General features: G+C 40.9%; 19 protein-coding genes. 13 read left to right on the top strand and 6 right to left on the bottom strand.

The window, feature by feature from the left end:
• The first annotated feature begins 1 nt into the window (after position 1).
• The 4 genes from ACDE64_RS19965 to rlmD all read left to right on the top strand — a co-directional run bounded on the left by ACDE64_RS19965 (position 2) and on the right by rlmD (position 5,027).
• Positions 2–799 (top strand): sirohydrochlorin chelatase, encoded by a 798-nt coding sequence (locus ACDE64_RS19965; RefSeq protein ID WP_411348017.1) that lies wholly within the window; start codon positions 2–4, stop codon positions 797–799.
• A 101-nt stretch (positions 800–900) separates the two neighbouring features.
• Positions 901–1,809, top strand: coding sequence for a diacylglycerol kinase (locus tag ACDE64_RS19960; RefSeq protein WP_411348016.1), 909 nt, complete (start codon positions 901–903; stop codon positions 1,807–1,809).
• Between the two features lie 247 nt (positions 1,810–2,056).
• A complete protein-coding gene (locus ACDE64_RS19955) occupies positions 2,057–2,998 on the top strand; it encodes a DUF1963 domain-containing protein (RefSeq protein ID WP_411348015.1) in 942 nt (313 codons plus the stop codon).
• A gap of 391 nt (positions 2,999–3,389) precedes the next feature.
• Complete coding sequence (rlmD, locus tag ACDE64_RS19950) at positions 3,390–5,027, top strand: 23S rRNA (uracil(1939)-C(5))-methyltransferase RlmD (protein ID WP_411348014.1); 1,638 nt, start codon at positions 3,390–3,392, stop codon at positions 5,025–5,027.
• Between the two features lie 195 nt (positions 5,028–5,222).
• Here the strand turns inward: rlmD and ACDE64_RS19945 are convergent, their stop codons facing one another.
• Positions 5,223–5,837 carry a site-specific integrase gene (locus ACDE64_RS19945; RefSeq protein ID WP_411350351.1) on the bottom strand — a complete coding sequence of 205 codons (615 nt, stop codon included), beginning with the start codon at positions 5,835–5,837 and terminating at the stop codon, positions 5,223–5,225.
• Between the two features lie 459 nt (positions 5,838–6,296).
• Positions 6,297–6,479 carry a BRO family protein gene (locus ACDE64_RS19940; RefSeq protein WP_411348013.1) on the bottom strand — a complete coding sequence of 61 codons (183 nt, stop codon included), beginning with the start codon at positions 6,477–6,479 and terminating at the stop codon, positions 6,297–6,299.
• A 708-nt stretch (positions 6,480–7,187) separates the two neighbouring features.
• On the opposite strand from ACDE64_RS19940, the gene ACDE64_RS19935 reads away from it, so the two are divergent.
• The 4 genes from ACDE64_RS19935 (at position 7,188) to ACDE64_RS19920 (ending at position 11,643) form a co-directional block, all read left to right on the top strand.
• Positions 7,188–8,243 carry a hypothetical protein gene (locus ACDE64_RS19935; protein ID WP_411348012.1) on the top strand — a complete coding sequence of 352 codons (1,056 nt, stop codon included), beginning with the start codon at positions 7,188–7,190 and terminating at the stop codon, positions 8,241–8,243.
• Positions 8,240–9,166 carry a hypothetical protein gene (locus ACDE64_RS19930; RefSeq protein WP_411348011.1) on the top strand — a complete coding sequence of 309 codons (927 nt, stop codon included), beginning with the start codon at positions 8,240–8,242 and terminating at the stop codon, positions 9,164–9,166. The genes ACDE64_RS19935 and ACDE64_RS19930 overlap by 4 nt, the downstream gene beginning before the upstream one ends.
• An 81-nt stretch (positions 9,167–9,247) precedes the next feature.
• Complete coding sequence (locus ACDE64_RS19925) at positions 9,248–9,712, top strand: Panacea domain-containing protein (protein ID WP_411348010.1); 465 nt, start codon at positions 9,248–9,250, stop codon at positions 9,710–9,712.
• A gap of 1,007 nt (positions 9,713–10,719) precedes the next feature.
• A complete protein-coding gene (locus ACDE64_RS19920) occupies positions 10,720–11,643 on the top strand; it encodes a hypothetical protein (RefSeq protein ID WP_411348009.1) in 924 nt (307 codons plus the stop codon).
• Here the strand turns inward: ACDE64_RS19920 and ACDE64_RS19915 are convergent, their stop codons facing one another.
• On the bottom strand, positions 11,644–13,161 hold the full coding sequence (locus tag ACDE64_RS19915) for an Eco57I restriction-modification methylase domain-containing protein (protein WP_411348008.1): 1,518 nt from the start codon (positions 13,159–13,161) through the stop codon (positions 11,644–11,646). It lies immediately after the preceding gene.
• Between the two features lie 328 nt (positions 13,162–13,489).
• On the opposite strand from ACDE64_RS19915, the gene ACDE64_RS19910 reads away from it, so the two are divergent.
• From ACDE64_RS19910 to ACDE64_RS19890, 5 genes are all read left to right on the top strand, one after another.
• On the top strand, positions 13,490–13,834 hold the full coding sequence (locus ACDE64_RS19910; RefSeq protein WP_411348007.1) for a hypothetical protein: 345 nt from the start codon (positions 13,490–13,492) through the stop codon (positions 13,832–13,834).
• A 380-nt stretch (positions 13,835–14,214) separates the two neighbouring features.
• The gene (locus ACDE64_RS19905) at positions 14,215–15,198 is read left to right on the top strand and encodes a tRNA dihydrouridine synthase (RefSeq protein ID WP_411348006.1); all 984 of its coding nucleotides are present in this window, start codon (positions 14,215–14,217) and stop codon (positions 15,196–15,198) included.
• A gap of 275 nt (positions 15,199–15,473) precedes the next feature.
• Positions 15,474–16,310, top strand: a complete 837-nt coding sequence (locus tag ACDE64_RS19900; RefSeq protein WP_411348005.1) for a hypothetical protein — start codon at positions 15,474–15,476, stop codon at positions 16,308–16,310.
• 385 nt (positions 16,311–16,695) lie between these two features.
• Complete coding sequence (locus ACDE64_RS19895) at positions 16,696–17,727, top strand: GH25 family lysozyme (RefSeq protein ID WP_411348004.1); 1,032 nt, start codon at positions 16,696–16,698, stop codon at positions 17,725–17,727.
• A gap of 79 nt (positions 17,728–17,806) precedes the next feature.
• The gene (locus ACDE64_RS19890) at positions 17,807–18,445 is read left to right on the top strand and encodes a glycoside hydrolase family 11 protein (protein WP_411343810.1); all 639 of its coding nucleotides are present in this window, start codon (positions 17,807–17,809) and stop codon (positions 18,443–18,445) included.
• Between the two features lie 127 nt (positions 18,446–18,572).
• Here the strand turns inward: ACDE64_RS19890 and ACDE64_RS19885 are convergent, their stop codons facing one another.
• The 3 genes from ACDE64_RS19885 to ACDE64_RS19875 all read right to left on the bottom strand — a co-directional run bounded on the left by ACDE64_RS19885 (position 18,573) and on the right by ACDE64_RS19875 (position 22,178).
• The gene (locus ACDE64_RS19885) at positions 18,573–19,325 is read right to left on the bottom strand and encodes a class I SAM-dependent methyltransferase (protein WP_411348003.1); all 753 of its coding nucleotides are present in this window, start codon (positions 19,323–19,325) and stop codon (positions 18,573–18,575) included.
• Between the two features lie 220 nt (positions 19,326–19,545).
• A complete protein-coding gene (locus tag ACDE64_RS19880; protein ID WP_411348002.1) occupies positions 19,546–20,160 on the bottom strand; it encodes an RDD family protein in 615 nt (204 codons plus the stop codon).
• A gap of 764 nt (positions 20,161–20,924) precedes the next feature.
• The gene (locus tag ACDE64_RS19875) at positions 20,925–22,178 is read right to left on the bottom strand and encodes an MFS transporter (RefSeq protein ID WP_411348001.1); all 1,254 of its coding nucleotides are present in this window, start codon (positions 22,176–22,178) and stop codon (positions 20,925–20,927) included.
• Between the last annotated feature and the right edge of the window lie 16 nt (positions 22,179–22,194).

The following is a 22,194-nucleotide window of genomic DNA, read 5'->3' as shown; positions in this document are numbered from 1 at the left end:
GATGAGCAAACCGGGGATATTGATTATTAGTCATGGATCGCCGGAGTCGGAATGGATGCATTGGATTGACGAAGCCGTCGCCGCTACATCTTTTCCGGCAGACTTGCCTGTATACAGCAGCTATCTGGACAATGTGCCGGGGCGATTGATACAGGATGGAATCAATGAGCTGGAGCATCAAGGGGTAACCGATCTGCTGGTTATCCCCCTGTTTGTATCCTCTGGCAGTACACATATCGACGAAATAGGGTATGCCCTTGGCATCAAAGAAGCTCCGGAAAAAGAAACCGATCTGGAGCCTTTTGCGATTACAGCGAATGTTCATTTCGGATATCCGGTCGACGATGACGAGGATATTGCGCATATGATCTGGGATAAAATCAAGCACCTGTCAGAAGACCCGGCGTGTGAAGTCGTATTGGTCGTCGGTCATGGCAGTATCCATCCGGGCTTTCTGCATCGCTGGGTGAAAGGCATATCTTCCCTATCGCGAAGAATTGGTCATGTTAGTGGCACAGCGTATGCAGACTATGCCCTGCTGAATCCTGACAGCTTGACGCTGAAGACGCGCAAATGGAGTAATCGTGGGTATCGGGTGCTGGTTGCGCCCTTGTTTCTGAGTCGGGGCTATTTCCTGAATACCGTGATTCCCCGCCGACTGGAAGGGTTAAGCTATCAATATGCTGGTGAAGCGCTGCTGCCGCATCCGCGTCTGTCCCATTGGATGGAGCGACAAGCGGATCTATTATTGCAGCAGATGAACCATAGTGCAGGTCAAGAACGTATACGGAAACAATAGAACATAGCCGAGCCTGTTATTTTGCATGTCTCTGACTGGAACGGGTAGCCGTATTACTGCTTCAACAGGCTTATCACATCAACAATAGGTGGCAGAATGGAATGAAAAGAGCGAGATTAATCTATAATCCGACCTCCGGACGCGAAGAAATGCGCCGCCGCTTGGCGGATATTTTGCAGCGTCTGGATCAGGGCGGTATCGAAACGAGCTGTCATGCAACAACTGGCGAACACGATGCAACCCACGCCACGATGGATGCGATTGAACGCGGTGGATACGATATGATCATCGCCGCAGGTGGCGACGGTACAATCTATGAAGTCATCAACGGGATGGCGGCGTACGACAACCCGCCACCGCTGGGCATCTTCCCGCTGGGAACGACAAACGATCTGTCCCGTGCGCTGGGCATTTCGCGTAATTGGGAAGAGTACTGCGATCTCGTCATCCGCCAGCAGACGCGTCCGATTGATATCGGCAAAGTGAACGATCGTTATTTTATCAACATCGCTGGTGGCGGTTCCTTTACCGAGCTGACATATGAAGTGCCCAGCAAGCTCAAAACGATGATCGGTCAGATGGCATATTATATGAAGGGCATCGAGAAGATGGTCAATCTGGCACCAACCGAGCTGATCATCCGCCCGGAAGGTATGGAGCCAATCCATGACCAGTTTATGATCTTCCTCGTCGCCAATACGAACTCCGTCGGTGGTTTTGAAAAGCTGGCACCTGACGCGCGTATCGACGATGGATTGTTCGATGTGATTGCTGTGAAAAATTGCAATCTCGCCGAGTTTATCCGCCTCGTCACAATGGCGCTGCGTGGGGAGCATCTGGGCGATCCGAAGGTGCTGTACTTCCGCACGAGTCGGCTAGAGATTGAGTCGCCGAACAACGACCGTGTGATGCTGAATCTCGACGGAGAATTAGGCGGCAAGCTACCGGGCAAGTTTGAAGTGCTCAAGCACAAGCTGCGCATCTTCGCCAACGATAATCGTCCGTTGTAAAGGTAAGTGGCGTTAATTTTCATGAGAATACAAGATTGCAGAATAGAAGATTGCCGTAACAGATTCAGATTGTAATGAATAGTCAAATCATCTCAAGCTTCCACCGTCCCTATACTGAATTTCTGCAAAGAAAGAACAGCATACGGACGACGGAGGCTTTATTTTGTAATGGTTGTCCAACAGATTCTATCAGTACGACAATTCGAATTTTTTCCAATAGGCTTACATTTGAAAGGAGTTATCTACAATGACCACGTATTCCAATTACCCGAATCTGCTGCCTGACGCGGAATTAAAGAAACTACTCGACAAGTACGAAGCGCCTGAGCTAGAGCATTATTTGTGCAATCACCAGCGCCCTGTGGTGAAATTGATCCGCGGTGAAAAAGGTCATGAGCGCATCGGACATTCACGCTTTGGCGGTTCCCCTGATTTGCCAGAGCAGCTGACATGGCCGCAGACGCGAGATGGACATAAGATGACCTTAATCGCGCAATTGAACCTTGCCCAGTTGCAGGCGGAAATACAGGATGAAGCATATCAAGGTGTACATAGCTCGTTATTGCCTAAGCAGGGGATATTATACTTTTTTGTAGGGGAAGGGGAAACCGCACAGAACATTGAACATCAAGTACTGTATTGGAGTGGAGATGATGTATCTCAGCTGCGGTATCAGGAGGAAGAAGACTTTACCATTTTGGAGGAAGAAGATCAGATCAAGTTTGAAGCATATGAAGTCCATGCGCATGCAGATGTAGAATTTCCGAACTATGGTTACAGTACTCTGCATCTGTTAGATCAGGACACACTGACCGAAGAATCCGATGAAAGCTATATGCTCATCAGCGAGGAGATGGACTGGAAGCCGGACAATAGAATCGGTCAACTGTTCGGCTATGCCGAAGGTCAGCACGGTGACGATGAACTCATCGCGACGTCGTATTGGTACAATGGCAAGTATCTGTACAAAAGTGAAGAGGATCGCAAACGGCTATTGCCACATTTTGGCGGAGATGAGGCGCGCTTGCAGCAGGAGCTAGACGATGTATTCATGCTGCTAGAAGCGGACAGCGACCAACAAATCGGCTTCGTCTGGTGGGATGCAGGCTATATGCACTTCTTCATTCGCAAAGAAGACTTGCTCGCAGGCAGATTTGACCGTACGTTCTGCTCGATCTATTCCAGTTAATAGAGTGTAAGAGAAGGATAGAGAACAGCAGAATGTAGGATAGAAAAGTAGAGAAGTAGCATAATGCAAAACAGAGAAATGTAGAAAAGAGAAATAGATAATAGCATAATGCACAAAAAAGGAATGTATAACAAAGAAATGTAGAAACATAGAATGCTTTTCCGTTTACTATCGCTACTTGGTCATCAAGAACGAGCAAAATGACGCATTTCTACGTGCAAGTGTCGATAAAAATCCAACAATCCGTCGGTAAAGTAGCGATATGTATTGTAACGTCGTGCAGTTTTCTATACAATTTAATAGTTACGCATATGGAACAATCCTATGCCCCGATCTGTGTCGATGCACGTTTCGGACAGATCAATTTAATGAAGGTGGAACAGAAGCAATCATGAATAATAACAACCGCAGAGGCGGTAAAAAACATAATGCTCCCCGACGTCAATCGGCAGCTACAACGGCGGCAATCGCCAACCTGCCTGTCTCCAAAAACGACGAACTGGAATTGGATATCATCGGACTGACCCACGAAGGCGAAGGCGTCGGACGCGCCGACGGCTACACCCTATTCGTCTCCGGCGCACTGCCCGGCGAAAAGGTACAAGCCCGCGTGGTCAAAACGAAAAAGCAGTACGGCTACGCCAAAATGCTGACCCTACTGCAAGAAAGCCCAGATCGCGTCAGCGCTCCATGCCCGATTTTCTCCCAATGCGGCGGCTGCCAGATTCAGCATATGAACTACCATGCACAGCTGGAATGGAAACGCCAGCACGTCATCGACAATCTGGAGCGGATCGGCAAGCTCAAAGTGTTAGTAGAGTCATCCTCTATTGAGCAAACAAATATGGATGGAAATAGCGATGAAGCAGACAAAGCTACAGATACAATAAACGAAATTACGTTAACTCAAGACATGGATAACGTTCACGGCAACAATAATGCTGCGAGTGCCTATGAGAACACGATTTCTACTGATCCACGTCAACAGACTACTTCCACATCGGGTATCCGTGTCCTGCCAACGCTCGGAATGGCAGAACCTTGGCGTTATCGTAACAAAGCCCAAGTACCGATGGGTGAACAAGACGGTCGCCTGATCGGCGGCTTCTACGCGCGTGGCAGCCACCGGATCATCGATATGCAAAGCTGCCTGATCCAAGATAGTCGCAACGATCAGCTGGTGAATAAAGTCAAACAGATCGGCAGCGACCTGCGCATCCCGACGTATAACGAAGAAACTGGCGAAGGCATCCTGCGTCACGTCGTAGTGAAAGTCGGCTTCAGCACCAATGAGATGATGGTCGTCCTCGTTACCAACGGCGAACGCCTGCCCCGCAAACCGGAATGGATCGAACGCATCCGCGCCGAAATGCCGCAGGTGGTTAGCATTTGCCAGAATATTAACATGAAGCAAACGAACGTTATTTTCGGCGATGAGACGATTGTATTGTGGGGGAACGAAGTGATCCACGATTACATCGGCGATGTGAAATTTGCCATCTCGGCGCGGTCGTTTTACCAAGTGAATCCGGTGCAAACGGAAGTATTGTATGAGAAGGCGGTACAGTATGCTGGATTGACGGGCAAGGAAACAGTGATTGATGCGTACTGCGGAATCGGTACCATCTCGCTGTTCCTCGCACAACATGCTGAGCGAGTGTATGGTGTGGAGATTGTGAATGAAGCGATTGAAGATGCTCGGAAAAATGCTGAGCTGAATGGTATGAGCAATGTGGAGTTTGAGGTTGGCGCTTCCGAGGATGTGATTCCACGCTGGAAAGAGCAGGGAATTACGTCGGACGTGATCGTGGTCGATCCACCGCGCAAAGGCTGCGATCCGAGGTTGCTGGAGACGATTTTGCAGATGCAGCCGGAGAAGGTTGTGTATGTATCGTGTAATCCGTCGACGCTGGCACGGGATTTGCAGATATTGGAGGTGGGGGGGTATCGTACGGTGGAAGTGCAGCCGGTTGATATGTTCCCGCATACAGTTCATGTAGAATCTGTAGCTGTATTAGTCCGTGATTAGTACAGCTTTAAGAATGGTTGCTCTATAAGCCTTTATGGAATAATACAGAGACTCAAATCCATGTATTACAGACGATGTTTTTATGAGCTGATGTAAAACTGATGTAAAAAAACGTGCGAACGTAAAGCATGTAGAGATAAAAGAAACAAATAGAAGTGAAAGATAAGGCGCTGAGAACTGATGTTCTGAGCGCCTTTAATTTGGAATATTATGTGCTGGGGTAAACAGCGATTCAAGTTTATCAGCGGCAGCCTGATCGGCAGAACGCAGCGCATGACCATAGATGTTCATAGTAATCGATATACTACCATGACCGAGACGTTCAGATATGATCTTTGCATGCACTCCCTGATTGATTAGTAGAGTTGCTGATGTATGTCTAAGATCGTGAAAGCGAATATAGCGTAGATTATTCTTCTGGATAAATTTACGGAACCATAGATAGGGTCGCTCATGGTGAAATGCCTTATCATCAATATGTGCAAATACAAAGAAGCGTTCTCCACCTTGCCACGCATCGCCAATTTTTAATTTTTCTTTACGACGGTACAAATAATATTCTTTCAACTCTGTTAATACAGATGCAGGAACAGCTACTTTTCGTTTGGAATTTTTGGTTTTAGGAGTTTTAACTTTTGCAATACCGGCTACCGTAGTTGAGACGCTTTGAGATACGTCTATCGTGCCTGTATCCATATCAATATGATGCCATTCCAAACCTAACAATTCGCCGCGTCGCAATCCAGTTGTGAGCGCTAATGTAATCATTACTCTCCAATGATAAGCTTCCTTCTGAAGCGCATGTAGCAGCAGTTGTACTTCATGTTCATCATAAGGAACAATGTCCTTATTTTAACCTTGGAGCGCTTTGCATCAGCAACTGGATTATTCTTAATAATCTTCCATTCAACAGCACGATCACATATATTCTTCAAGATTCGATGGTGGTATTGAATTGTGCCAGATGATAATAAAGACTAGTTTGCTATCTTCAGATTTCTTCACAGGTTTGGATTTACTCAATCATATCATCTCCTTTTGATTATTATTTACTTATTAACCATGAATATAATCTTAGTTCATTTAAATTTTGCGAAGGGGGTAAGTTCAATGTACATCCTTTTAACTTTTAGTTGCTCTATCATTAGTCAGCAGTTCGTCCGTGGCGTACATGCCGATGCGGTGGATCAATGAAAGTACGTCGTGAGTAATCCAGCGAATTCTTTCGCTTCCGGCTACCAAGTACTAGAGAGTACAAGCCAGGTTCGTTTACAGCTTGTAATGATTGTGTTCCGCGAAGGGTGTCGGTTGAAACTCCCTCTTTTCTTCTTCATCTAGCCGGCGGGTTTGGGTTTGGTCTATGTCCAATGCTGCACATATATCTTTCGCGACCAACCATGGCTGACCGCCAATAATTGAAATTTTCGCTTCACTTGTATTGAAGTTAAACACCTAAAAATTGCTCATTTTCTTTCCTCTTTCGCTTGTTCTTTCAGCCACATGGTCAGAAATTGTCTCGCTTCTGTTGCTGGAAATAGCCATTTAGAATTAACTTTGTATTTAGGAAATCGAGGATCGTGGAAGAATGTTTGCTGGATGAAAGTCCAACTCATGCACGTACGACGCATCAATTCTTTGCGATCCCAGTAGACAAATTCATTTTCGATTTCTTAAATTTGAGTTTTGATTCCTGCTGAGAAAAACTCTATTAGATGTTTTTCATCAATAGTGATATTTATTATTCTCAATCGAATTCTCCTATCTGTATAAAAAATAAAAGCGATTTTCAGTTCTTTTACAAATATACTATGTAGTTTTTAGAACTCATGTATTTTATCATTGCATTAATTGCAATGTAACTTAGTATTTTAGTATATTCAGATACAGCCTATTAAATAGCTATTAACAAGCACATTGTTAATTTAATAGATGTACAATCATTAGTGGTGATATTTTTTTACATATATGAGTTAAATAGATATATAACTAAAGTAAGGTGTAAATATTATTATATATAATGGAAGATATTGAGGTTTTTAACAATATACACTACTTAATATCTATGAATACAATAAAGTCTTTATTTACTTTAATTACATAAAATGGTAATATTATATTGTTAAGTTAGAAACTGATATCGGCTAGGGAGATGCAAAGTGAATGGATAGGAAGAAAGAAAGCGTTCATTTAAAGATATTATTAGTTTTTTTGAAATTCATTTTTTATATAATTAAGCTAACAGGATGGTCTTTATGGGCGTTATTCTATAATTTAAAACGTTTTTTAAAAATACCTATTATATTTGGTTTAGTATTGATCGGATTGTATTTTTTAGCATGGTTATTTTCTGAAAAATTAGTGTTGATTTTTTTGGTTTTTTTTCCAATATCTATTATTTATTTTTTTAGAAACATGCTTTCAAGTTTAACGACTTGGATTATTATACTTTTTTTCTGTTTACTTTATACTGGAATTATAGGAAATTTGATAGGTTATGATAAAAATGGTTTTGAAATAGCGAGCTCGGTCCTAACTAAAATGGATGTAACAGCAACAGATAAACTTTATGTTGCTTTGATTAAGAGTGGTACTAAATTTCTAGTGTTTATCATACCTATAACGCTTACTTTTTTTTATTTTAGTTATCGTGAACAAAAATCGCTGTCTATAAGTCTTAATGGTTTCTGGAATTATAAAATGTTAGCTTTTATAATAAGTTCTTTGTTCTCAATTATATTAGGAAAACATATTAGCTTGATTCTTTCATTAAATGACACATCTATTATAAAAGTTGAAGATTATGAGTATAAAATTTACTTATGGCTAATATTTTTATTTTTCACTATTATGTCAGGCTTATCTGTAGTAAAAGATCAAATGAATAATTTCAATTTAAACTATCAGCTTGTTAAAAACATTGAAAAAATGAATATTTATCTTAATTTATCATATATAACCTATACTAAGAGACAACTGGCAGCATACTACTCTCCGCTTTCTCGTACAGTAGATAGTATTTATCAATTATTATTTTTAGCAACTGAAAAAAATATGGTTCAGGACTATAAAAATAATTTTGAAAAATGGAGTAGTACAGTCTCTTTGATTGCTAATGAACCACGTAGAATAAAATATAAAGATGAAATTTACTCTGGATTTATGTTAGAGATGACACAGGATACAAAGAATTTGAAGATTTTTATAAAAGTATTTTGAAAAACCATATCACTTTAATTTCACGTAATATCCAAAATAATAGAATTGAAGAAGCAAAAGAAGCTTTGCAGTTACTTAAAACACTTAAGTTAAATCCACATGACTTGAAAAGTTATTATTATGGAACTGCACTCAATGAACTTGTTTTTCTTGCTTTTAAGCAAGAATTCATTAATTTATTTTTAGATGAATTTATAAATCTAATAAATTTAGAACCTCCTCAAGATTCTGGATTAATACTATCTTTATATGATCGAATGATCATGAACTCTATTGAAAAAAATGATGTTAAGTTACTTTCGAAAGTTATTTATAAGATGACAACGAATCATGTAGAAAGCAGAAGAGCTGACAAAAAAATAAATGAGGTTGGTTTGAAGTTATCTGAAATACCCTTGCCAATGATTAGAGCAGTTGATGAAGATATCATAAAGTTAAAAGCTAAAATTTACTCTATTTATCTAGCGGCAATAAAATGCATAGAATTATCTCAATATGCTCAAGTTGGATTCATCATCAAATTTTTAGTTACTAATTTCGATGGTGAATTAATTAAAGAGGTTTATATAAAACTAGAAGAAGGACTTATAGAAAAAGAGATCGACACCAATATGTACTACGAAAATATTGCGAAACTTTCTGTTAGTATTGATCTAAATAAAAAAACCATAGACTATTGCTTTAGAAAATTTTCACTTCTTTTATATTTTCAGCAACGCTATGTTTTACAAGCAAGAGCTGTATTGGATAAAGAAGTCAAAGTTAAGCCTTATATTCCTATATTCCAACTCGTTGTCGATACTCCTTATATAAATTATATGTATGAAAAAATAATGAAATCAAAAGATAAATATGGACTACTTTATTTAAATGATAAAGAATTTTTAGGTAATATTAAAAGAAGTATTTTAAAAAAAGATTAATTTAGACTAAAGGACCTACTAAATCGTGTACTTTTAGGTTATATTAATTATATCCCTTCATTACAAAAGGAGGAAAAATACATGCATACCAAGAGTATTTTAGACATCGCATTTTTCTTTATCAATAAATCGCATGAAGAAGGTAGTGTAATAACTCAATTAAAATTACAAAAGCTTTGTTACTATGCTCAAGCGTGGCGTTTGGCGTTAACAGGAGGAACGCAATTATTTGCTGAGGATTTTGAAGCTTGGATTCATGGTCCAGCCAATTATACATTGTATAGTCGCTATAAGAGATATGGTTGGGGAAATATCAATGAGAAAACAACGATCGATAAGAATAAGTTTGAAAGTGAAGAGATTGATTTCTTAGACGATGTATGGAATAAATATGGTATGTTTGATGCGAAAGTACTTGAAAATTTAACTCACTTGGAGAGTCCGTGGATTGATGCTAGAGCGGGTTTATCAGAGTATGAAAATTCTAATAATATAATTTCGAAAGAATCCATGATCGAATATTATCGCTCCATGCTAGTGGGATAAAGAGGAATACTACTTTAAAGGCATTGTCTCAAAGACAGTGTCTTTTTATTATGAAATTTGTTTAATTATTAAACTTAATATGAATGAAGTTCCTTATTTAAAGTTTCTATGATTTTCTTAAAAGTATTCCATTAAATTTTTTGATGTGAAATTGATGTGAAAAATGATATTAAGTGCCAAGTAATAAACGCAAAACAAAATAAATGATCGCTGAAACTCTTTATTTATAAAGAGTTTCAGCGAATATAACAGAAAGCGAAATATAGAGATATGTTCCCGCATACGGTGCATGTGGAGTCGGTGGCGGTGTTGATAAAATTAACAGGAGCAGATGAATAACCCCCTGTTTTTCACGCCCTGATCAAGGATTTGGTGCTTCGTTTTCACCTAGATAATTGATGATTTTAAACCAGTCTCATCCTTCATAAACATGCTAGATTTTTCTGACCGTTTCAGCATGCTCTTTATCAATTACAAGGTCCTATTCTTTCGTATCAGTAGAGGTGTGAAGTTCTTGTTCAGCCTTCTACCTGCGCCGTTGGAGATACTATGACTGTACTTCATTTTCATTGTAACTATTCTGAATCATCACGTTAATGATTCTTTGTAGAATTGAAGCAATATACCCGGAAATACAATCTTTAAGTCTTTGGAGCGATATGCCATTTAGGATAGGAGATGCTTTGCGAGTTAATCGAGTCTTGAAAATGTATTATTTTACAGGATGAATCATTGATTGTTACTCTATTTGCAGCATGTGTTCTATTATATAGATTAGACAGTTTAGGATAGAGGTGAACGTCACAGACTATAATTAAGGATGGTTAGAAAAATTGGATTTTTAAAAAGATACAACTCTAACTACCAATTCTCTTAGCTTCGTTCTCTTAAATGCAGATAAATCATCATGTGTGGTGCACGATGTTTATACACCCATAAGCATCCATTAGTCATCGGTTGCTATGATGGGGTACAGATATGAGGGTATAATAGTAGAAGTTTATAAAATGGATGGTGAAGATATTTTGAAAATAAGTAGAAAGATCACAAAAGATGAGATTTTAGAAGAATTTAGAGGTATAGGAGATTTATTGCTAACAAAGGCTAAAAATGGAGATACTAAAAAATTAGCGAGCTTTTTAAATAGATCAATACAGGCTCATAAGGTAAGTTTAATCACCCAAGCACAACAAAAAGGGATTGAAAAAGGCTGGGAGAATTATGAGTTCTTACATGTGATTTTATTACTAACACATGCGGCTAATGTAGTTATGTTGGAATATAGAAATAGAGTGTGGAAATATGATTACATGGCGTTTTCTCGGAGAATTGGTGAGCTATGGGAGCCTTTTTGTAAGCTCTGTTGGGCTCTACCAGTAGGTAGGAAAATTACTTTTTTTGACCCACCAACATATGGTGATGTCAAGGACATAATAACTGGTGGGGTAGTTGACTTCCTAAACACAACTTCGCTTATCCTATCAGAGAAAGAAGAGATTTTTAAGTATTTCGATCTGATTTGGGAGTTAGTTGCTTCGGGAGATATTCAGTTAAAAAGTGATCTTCATTTTGAATCTAATGGCGCACATTATAATATTGATTTTAAAAGTGGGTTCGGCTCAAATGAAAAAGGAAACACCAATAGATTATTAATGGTGGGGAGCATCTACAAAAAACTAAACTCCAATTACAATAACATAATACTTGTAAGAGCTGTTGAAGAGGAAAATAATAATTATTTACAGACACTCAAAAAATCAGGTGTTTGGACTGTTTATTGTGGTGATCAAACCTATAAACAAATTGAAGATCTGACTGGGTTTCCTCTAAAGAAGTGGATTATGCAAAATATCACTTGGGAAAATGATATTGAGCCAGAAACAATGCAATATCTCTGTGAATCAAATCTGGCCCAATATTTGAAGTGGTAATTATCCTTGGTATAATTCTTTAAATATCTTGTTAAGTTCCAAATCAATATTCTTATCATGAGAACCAGTTTTCTTAATTTGAGAGATCTGGTTCTCTACTAACTTATTAATTTTTGCGAGTAAAGTATCGGATGGAATGACAATCGGAATTTTTTTAATGTAATTTGCTGAATTATTTGCAGTATGGTTGATTGTTTGAATAATTGTATTAGCAATATCCGAATTAATTAAAGCCAGCAAAAGGTATAAATGTTTTGTATCTTTCGGAAATACTCCTACGATTGACTGATCAAATACTTTGTTATCAATTAAGCTAGCACTTACTTTTGATGCCTTAACCATAGGTAATGCTATACCTTTCCTAAAATAATACTGCGAATTTTGGAATCTGGCTTTTTTATCTGTTTTATAGTGTTGGACTGCCTCCTTGCTCCAATTCAGAAACCATTCATCTTTACGTAAATATCCTTTAGAATTACCTTTAATTACAGGGATAAAGCATCTTTGTTCATCAATTCCATCAAGAATATCAGGATAATCTATAAAATTATAATTAATTTCCTCTGTTTTGATGACTTCGCATTTACTAATATTTCTAACTTGTGAATTAGCAACTTTGAAGAATCTGCTATTATCTCCAGAATAAAAACCCGTTACACAATCAGCTAGATCGCCTAATGTGGTTTCAGAGTTGTTTATTAAGCGGCGAATATCATCTCCTGATTTTATTAGGAAAGCCATATCGATAGAATCGAAAACTTCTTTTTGTTTAATGTTGATGATGTTATACTTTTCTAAGTTTTTTTCCTCTGTAATATTCTCAATATCAGAAACTTTTTTCAGTCCGCTTATGATACGGATAGTGTTATTAAGGGCATCTTCTTTACTACACTTCTTTACAGTAATTATTGTTAAATTTGCGTAACCAAAGTTAACTCCAGGAAAAAAGTTAGAAGGAATCATTAATATTTCACTGATCTTCGTGTTTAAGAGAATGTATTCTCTCAATTGTTTATGCATATGGAGATTCAGAAAAGTATCTGGAATAATAAAAGTAAGAGTCCCATGTCTCCTCAAAAGGGAGACACAGCGTAATAGGAATAAAGTGTAAGTCTCTTTAACATAGTAACCCTTATATCGTTTCTTTAATTCCTCTCTTTTTTTGTAATCCTGCCATGCTCCATAAGGAGGGTTTCCAATTATTTTGTCATAATATCCATTAACGATTACCTTTTGATCGAGGCTATTATCCAATAGGGTATCAGCTTCAAGTATTTTAATATTTGGATTATTAGAATATTTACCTTTTAGCAGAGTAACCGTCTCAGGATTTAAATCAATAGCAGTAATATTCAAGTTAGAATCAATTTCTAGTAATGGGTCAATGAACACTCCATCACCTGCAGAGGGCTCTAGGATAATACTATCACTTTGGACTTGTAGCCTTTTTACCATGTAATCAGTTATGTACTCAGATTTTGTATAATACGAGCAGTAAAGATTTTCAGTTATTGTCATAATTCCTCCTATAAAATAAATCTTAGGTTTATCTTATGTTGATCATAAGTTAAGCCTAAGATAAAGTCAATGATCTAAGATAGGAGCAAATCATAAAGCTTGCTTTTTCACACTGGATACTCTATACATGGGTAGTATCGAGTTCTGATAAAAACTAATAATCAATTCGTTTTATTAGTAAAGAAATATAATTTTGATCTACGACGATTGCCCGTTGTTATGGCGATTGTACCTTTTATTTGGTAAATGTATTAGTAAAAGAAAATTTCATGACATTTATTTCGAGATGTTTGCTTATAATTCTAACCATAATATGGAGTGATACACTATGAAAATGATGTGGTGTTGGCGTTGCAGATGTGAGATGCCGATGTTGGATGAAGAAGAGTACCCTATTGTGTATAAGCTATACGGTGAATGTATGAAAGCAACTGATGAGTTTAGACATAAGCATGGACTATCACTAGAGCAAATATCGATGGATGAAAGATTTAGCCCTGTTGTAAAAGAATATGAGAAAATTACTGGTGTTTCAGGTGTTTATCATAATGCAATCATGCATCATCAGATTTCTTTGTTTGGTGAGTCTTGCCACTATTGCGGGAAACCATTAAGAACGCCAAGAGCAAAGCTATGTGCGAGTTGTGGTGAATTTAAACAAGTTCGCAATTGAAAAGGCATAGTACTACTATGCAAGAGTATGGCATAATCGTATTGCTTTATACATACCGTACTAAAAAGAAAAGCAAGATTGAATATTGTATACCTTACAGATTTAGCAAAATTAATCCGAGAATATAAATAAGTTAGTGAAGAGAGTTAAATTAATTCTCTTTTTTTGTTGTACAATCTAGTATAATAGTTGAGTTCAGTAAAGTTACTGTTGATCTACTTATGTCTACTACAGTGTGATTTTCACCCTATAAGGTGATACAATTTTCACTGAATCTAAGCAAAAATCTTTGAATTGAAATTTATCATATACGTCTAATAACTATCCATACACACTGGATAAAGAATCACAGCGATATGCAAAACGAAAGGATTTTTAACATGACAGACAATTTTTGGCGTGATTTACCGAAGCCTTTTTTTATACTGGCACCGATGGAGGATGTGACGGATGTGGTGTTTCGTCATGTGGTGAGTGCGGCGGCTAGACCGGATGTGTTTTTTACGGAGTTTGCCAATACGGAGAGTTATTGTCACCCGGAGGGGCACCATAGTGTGCGCGGGCGATTGATGTTCACCGAGGATGAACAGCCGATGGTGGCTCATATTTGGGGGGACAAGCCGGAGTTTTTCCGCCAGATGAGTATTGGTATGGCGGAGCAGGGCTTCAAAGGCATCGACATCAACATGGGCTGTCCTGTACCGAATGTTGCCGAGAATGGGAAAGGCAGCGGGCTGATCTGCCGTCCCGATCTGGCGGGCGAGATTGTTCAAGCGGCAAAAGCTGGCGGATTGCCAGTCAGTGTAAAGACGCGACTTGGTTTTAGTGAAGTAGGCGAGTGGCGGAGCTGGCTGACGCATATTTTGCAGCAGGATATTGCGAATCTGTCGATTCATTTGCGGACGCGGGATGAGATGAGCAAGGTGCCTGCGCACTGGGAGCTGATTCCAGAGATCAAGAAGTTGCGGGATGAGATTGCGCCGCAGACGCTGCTGACGATTAACGGGGATATTGCGGATCGGGCGGCAGGGTTGAAGCTGGTGGAGCAGTACGGCGTGGATGGCGTGATGATCGGACGGGGAATTTTCAGTAATCCATTTGCTTTTGAAGTGGAGCCGGTAGAGCATAATAGTGAGGAATTGCTGGATTTGTTGCGGCTGCATATGGATCTGCATGATAAGTATTCGGCGATTGAGCCGCGTTCGTTTAAGCCGTTGCCACGGTTTTTCAAGATTTATGTACGTGGGTTCCGTGGGGCGAGTGAACTGCGGAATGAGTTGATGAGTGCTCGTTCGACGGATGAGGTGCGGGCGATGTTGAATGATTTTAAGGCGAAGCAAGTGGAAGTTGTGGAGGAACATTAAGGCTTTCAAGAGAATTATCGCGATTGTATTGTAGATATAAGGTAACCTCTTTTTTGAAAAAATAAGTGTAGTTAAATAGAATAACAATCTCATTTCACATGAGATGAAATAGTTCCCAATGAGAGGCTACCCTATCCAATGTGTAGCTTCTCATTTTTATTTTTAGGTTTTAGGTAAATTTTAGTCATATATCCCTATTATAGAATTTAATGTTTGGCAATATTTTAATGGATGCTCTACTATAATTTTAAAAACATAGTAAAGGATAGATACATATGAAAATGAAGTTAATCTTGGCAATGCTTATTACACTAATTATTTTCCCTACAAGCGCCTCGTTCGCAGCCACAACAGAGTATTCCAACAATTTGATTCCACAAATGACATCCAATACTGCTCCATCTGGTGTAGCATCGGCTAATGAAGAGTATAGTTCACTCTATGCAGCTTACAAAGCATTTAATCGTTCTACTAGCCAATCGTATGAAGATACATGGGAACCTAGAACGTCTACAGGTTGGTTGTCTTATCAATTTCCAGAGCCAGTCGCTATCTCCAAATATACGATCAAAGGAATCACCCCAAGATTAGCAGAAAATATTGATCGTGCACCAAAAGTTTGGAATTTCGAAGCTTATGATGAGCAAAATAACAAATGGATTGTATTGGATCATCGTGAAAATGAAACTACTTGGTTAGCAGGAGAGAAGCGCGAATTTACTTTTGCGAATACAGAGAAATTTTCCAAATATCGTATTAATGTTACTCAAAACAATGGTGGCATTTATGTAAGTATTGATGAATTGGAGATGATGAGCGCAGTTCCAGCTTCTGAACCAGAGCCTACCCCGACTCCAACTCCAGAGCCAGAAAACGGCAATCGCGCGATTTTGGTTATAACTATGATCACTGGGCTGGAAAAAGAATTTGATCTTAGCATGACTGAGGTCAATGACTTCATCTCTTGGTATGAAGCCAAACAAGCTGGTACAGGTAAAGCATCCTATGCGATCGACAAGCACGATAACAACAAAGGTCCCTTCAGCAGTCGCAAAGATTATGTGATTTTCGATAAAATCTTGACCTTTGAAGTGAGCGAATACAGCAACTAAGTACAGCAAACATTTGAGATGACAAGTTCATTTCATTTAAACAAGCCTTTCCCGAGCAGCAGCGCATGATTACTCAATGATCACAAGAGTAGCGATTGCCAGCCGGAAAGGCCTTTTTCTATTTTATCCATCCTTTCCCACCATTTCGCTTATTTTATACATTCCTATAACAAGGATGAAAAAGGTTTTAATTCCTTCATATGGAATATATATTCAAGAAAGATTAGATTATCATCATAAGCAATGGATCGGCATGATCCTTTCACTACTAGAAACAAATGCACTTCACTATCTTGATCACGCACATCCCATTGTATCCACCAATGCCTAAAACTCAATAATATCAACATCCTCACCACTTCAACCATCGAAGGGAGCAACTTCCATGCAAGCAGGGCAAACTAGCAATACGCAGGGAATTGATGTTAGCCATTATCAAGGGGCGATTGATTGGCATAAGGTAAAAGCGGCGGGTAAGGCGTTCGTCTTTGTCAAAGCGAGTGAAGGCTCCGCTTCTCAGGATGAGAATTTTAGCAGCAATGTACAGGGTGCACATGCCGCGGGATTGCTGGTGGGGGCGTATCATTTTCTGACGGCGACATCTACGGCGGCGGCTCAGGCGGAAGCGGCGCATTTTGTGAGTGTGGTGCAATCGGTGGGGGTATTGGAGTTGCCGTTAGTGATGGATTGTGAAAACAATCCGTCGAATGTGGATCGGGCGACGATCAATGCTATTGCACTTGCTTTTTTGCAAGATGTGGAGCGGCTGAGTGGGCGCAAGCCGCTTGTGTATACGGGGAATGCGTTTGGGCAGAATTTTGATGCTCCATTGGGCACGTACAATCTGTGGATTGCCCGTTACAGTGATGGGGTGCCGCCCGAGGATACCGCCGCATGGAAACAGTGGAACTTCTGGCAGTATAGTGACGCGGGTCAGGTAGACGGCATTAGTGGAAAGGTAGATCTGAATCAATTTCAAGGTGGACTGGACCTGCTCCAGCAGTATGCTAGTGCAGGTTCGAAGGCGCCTGATGTGGCACATCCGCAGTCTTTTGCGCAACAATCAGCAGCATCTGCTTCCTCTTCATCTAGTTCAACTGCCGCCGCTCAACCTGTGCCAACGACGGTGAATTATATTCATAATGGACAGACGGTGCATGCCGCAGGGCTGTTGATCGACAATGAGGACTATGTGCCATTGCGTGAATTGCAGTCGGTGTTTGGATTCGCCGTTGGCTTTGACGCTGCTACCAAAACAGCAACGGTGGATGGGCATCCGTTACAGGATGGGCATCCGTTACAGGATGGACGTCTGATCGGCGATACGACCTATGTGCAGGCGGCTTCGCTCGTAACTGCATTTCATGGCAATCTGGTCTGGGATAACGCCAGCAAAAGCTTGACGGTTCGTCAGTAATTCGGCGGACTATGTACGAGCTGTAAGGCAATTCGCCATTCATGTCAACATTCATTTCATTCTCTCTAGGAGGTTATACATGTTCCCTTTTAAAAAGAAAGTTCTCACTACGATTCTCGCCATCTCCATGAGTTCCGGTCTGTTGACAGCTACGTCTAGCGCAGCAACTACAGATTACTGGCAAAATTGGACGGATGGCGGCGGTACGGTCAATGCGGTGAACGGCTCTGGTGGCAATTACAGCGTAACTTGGAAAAACACTGGCAATTTCGTCATCGGCAAAGGCTGGGCAACCGGATCGCCGAATCGGGTCATTAACTACAACGCCGGGGTATGGTCACCTTCTGGTAACGGGTATTTGACGCTGTACGGCTGGACGCGTAATTCGCTGATCGAGTATTATGTGGTCGACAGTTGGGGTACGTATCGTCCGACAGGTACATACAAAGGCACATTTACTAGCGACGGTGGTACGTACGATATTTATACTGCTACTCGTACGAATGCGCCATCCATTGAGGGCACGAAGACATTTACCCAGTATTGGAGCGTACGCCAGACCAAGCGTCCGACTGGTGTGAATTCGACGATTACTTTTGCCAATCATGTCAAAGCATGGGCGAGTCACGGTATGAATCTGGGCAGTACATGGTCATATCAGGTGCTGGCGACGGAAGGATACCAGAGCAGCGGAAGTTCCAATGTGACGGTGTGGTAGGCATGATTGGTAGACTGCGAGTATTACGTAAATTCGATTAACAAAAAGGCTCCTACCAGCAAGCATTTAGTATGCGATGGTAGGAGCTTTTTTAACTATTTCATCTTCCGTATTGTATACACCAGTGTTATACCAATCTAGCAATAATCATAAAGCGCGCGGCTGTGGTGCAAATGCCTTTGTCAGTTGTATGATGTTCGATAAAATGGTGCAGAATCCGCCAATCACTTTCACATTGACCAAAGTCGGGAATGATCGGCGTATGCTGGAGCAGGAAAATTAAATCTTCCGCGGACTCATAATATTCGTGCACTTCCGATTGTAATATTTCTACATCCTGAAATCCGGCTTGCTCCAATTGCTGCATGTATTGACGCTGCAATGTATGAGGCGGTACATCGTAAGCCTGACCGCGTTTAAAAGCCTGTTTGAGATTCCATTTATCCTGTTCCGCAACTTGCTGAGTGAGCAAATAACCTCCGGGACGCAGTACTCGGGCAGCTTCAGAGATATGCATTGGCGCATGCCGACAGGAGATGATATCGAAAAAGTCATTTGGGAATTGTAGCTGCTGTGCATCCATTTCCATCAAGCGCACATGAGGAGTATTAGCGATGTTTAGATTACGCCGGGCTGTGTTGATCATGGCAGCCGATTGATCGATACCGACCAGCAATGCTGCGCTGGCTGTCAGACTCAGCAAGGCTTCACCGCCGCCTGTACCGATATCTAGCAGTAGATGATGCGGTTGCAGCAATGATTGTACGTGTTGATACAGATCTACTGCTGTGCCTTCCGTTATACAGCGAATGTGATCAAAGTTCCAGCCATTGCTATTGCCCACTTGTTCATAAAATGCCTGGTAGTCCGTTTCGTTCATAAAGGTTCCGCCTTTCCGTAAATAGAGGAATCCGCAGCGGAATATATCGGATGATCGTCATTCCGCTACTCGTGATGATGCAGCAGATGAAGCCAGAGGACAGACGTATCCCGTGGCGGCTGGTACGCGTTTTGATCCAGCCCGACAGCTACATACCTCGAATGATACGGAATATCATGCGGTGCACCTCCGGCAATTTTGGATGTTATGAGCGAAATATCTATGTATCCAGCAAATCGATATGCTGCTCACATTTGTATTGCAGATAGTTGATTCGATGTCGTGCTTGATTGTCCACGACATACGTTTTGGCGATCATGTCGTGGAGTGCCTGTTTGTTAGGCGTGAATCGAGCGAGTAGAAAGCCGATGCCGAAGAGCCAACTGCTGATTTCTTTGGAAATGGATCGACTGAGTGTGCGAGTAAAACGCACGCGTTTATTGTGTTGATCCACAACAGCTAGTCCAAGTAAAAGCTTGCCCGGTGTTGCTTGCAGACGTGAACTTTCAAACAGAGCGTAATACAGACAAGGGCATACAAACAGCATAAATAGCAATGCCCCGCCAAAGATGCCTATGAATACATTATCTTTGGCATGATCAATGGCAGTATACATATCTGAATGCTGCATGATCTCGATCTGCTCACCTAGTACGACCAGCATCCAGATACAAGCAAGACAAGCGACAAATAGAATCATTCGGTCCACTGTGAATGCCAGCCATCTTCTCCAAAGGCTGGCATAGAATTCATTCTCCTCATATCGCATGCGTTGTTCGTACAGTTTATATTGGTGAAGCTGATTGTCTTTCTCCATATGTAAAGAAGCGTTCATGGTTCCCATCTCTTGTTCGTCCTCGTTTTCATTTAGTTTTTGATGCAATACGTTTATTGAATAACGTACAGGTGTTACATATGTATGCAAATATAAGACGATCGTGTAGTACAAAGAATAGATTCCTATTACTTGTTTCTGATAGTGCTATATGTATCGTATCGCCGTGCATACATGTCCAAGCTGCTTGTTTGATGAATAAATAGCTCAATCTAATCCAGTTGATGGTGGATGGGATGCGTTTTTATAACATACGTGTTAAATACACGCTGGATTTCCTCCTTTCTCCAATCTTGATTATAATGACTCCGGTCAGCTTTGGCTATTGACCTATAGTCTTATATTATGGGCGAGTAACGTGAGATGAGCTTTTTGGTAAAAGGGATAGAGACTGTGTGGAGCTACGATTTAGATATATAATATGGTCTTTGTGTACGTGTCGCTTTTAGAATAATTTTATACCTTATACCTTATACCTTATACCTTATACGTTACACCTTACACCTTACACCTTACACCTATAATCAATAGGAACACGAATAGACCGCTCTATGAACATGGGCGGTCTATTTTGATTTGCCAAGTATACATAATAACATGATGCGTGCTTGGTTAGAGGTGCAAAGCGTGATGACTTCAAAGTCAATCTATGTTGTAATTCCATCATATTGACTTTGTATGTGCCTCATACTCAACTTCATCCAATGAACTGCCAATAAACGAAATCCCCAATTTCACAAAGGCCAATTTCAATCCATTCTTTATCAAATTAGTTCCTGTTTACGCTTCAAATACACATACAGCACAATCCCCGATACCGCGCAGACAGCAGCACACAAGCCGATAAATCCATATCCCGCCTGCAATCCGCGTAATAATCCAACGGTGCTGCCCGCTGCATACATCTGTTTTACAAATTCAATAATCCAGCCAATTACATAATTCCCGATCACACTGCCTACACCCATCATGGTCACGACAAACGTAATCGCCGTATCACTACCCGTCGGATAACGACGCGCGATAAATGCCATCACCGTTGGATAAATGATCGCAATACCTGCACCTGACAAGGCAAACAGAAACGCCAGCGACTCACCACCGCCTAATGCAGCAAAGGTGCAAACCGCCGAGAATGCCGAGAAGATGATCAGCGATAGCACAAAGCCGATGCGGTCAGTGAGTGGACCGAGCAACAGTCGACCGAGCGAGAAGACGAGGAAGAAGGACGATAGCATACCGGACGCTTTGACGGTATCCCAAGCGTATGCCTTTTCCAAAAAGTTGACCAACCATCCGCCGACTGCTAATTCAGATACGACGCCAGAGGAGAGGATCATGACCATCATCCACAGTGCGGGATCGCGCAGCAACATGTTCAGCGAGATCCGATCCTCATGCGGCAGATCGTCGCCGGGAAATGTACTGCGCAGCGCAGTTAGAATTGGCAAAATGCAGAGAGCCAGCATGACCAAATACATGCCGCGCCAGTCCAGTTCATGACCGAATACGGTTAGCGACATCACACCAGTAGCGAGTAGCGGCGCCGCAGTTGAGCTGAGTCCGTAAAAAAAGTGTGACAGATTCATCATCATGCCGGTATTTTTGACGAAGATGCGTGCGCCGAGAATCGCGAGTGCGATTTCCAGCATGCCGTTGCCAATGTACATAAAGAAATACGATGCGGAGAACAGTGGATATGTATGAGATACGAAAATGAATACGCCCGACAGCACCATGGAGCCGAAGGCGAGAATGCTGACGATTTTGATGCCCCATTTACGTACGAGAATGGCGGTGAACGAGCAGGCGATCAAATAACCGAGCGCATTGAGCGATAGCAGGGTGCCAAGCTGCTGTTCATTAAGATTAAAATCAAACTGGATGCGCGGGATGGCAGGTCCTTTGATATTTTCCGAGATGCCGAAAACGATAAAGCCGAGGAAAATAGTCACCAGTTGCATGATGTAGATAGTATTGCGTTTACGCTTGGGCGTGTTGGTTTGCAGATGTGCCATGATGAGCAATGTCCTC

The sequence above is a fragment of the Paenibacillus sp. WLX2291 genome (assembly GCF_046603665.1).
GTDB lineage: Bacteria > Bacillota > Bacilli > Paenibacillales > Paenibacillaceae > Saccharibacillus.
The sequence above is the reverse complement of the archived record's forward strand: the minus strand, read 5'-3'. Positions and strand labels throughout refer to the sequence as shown.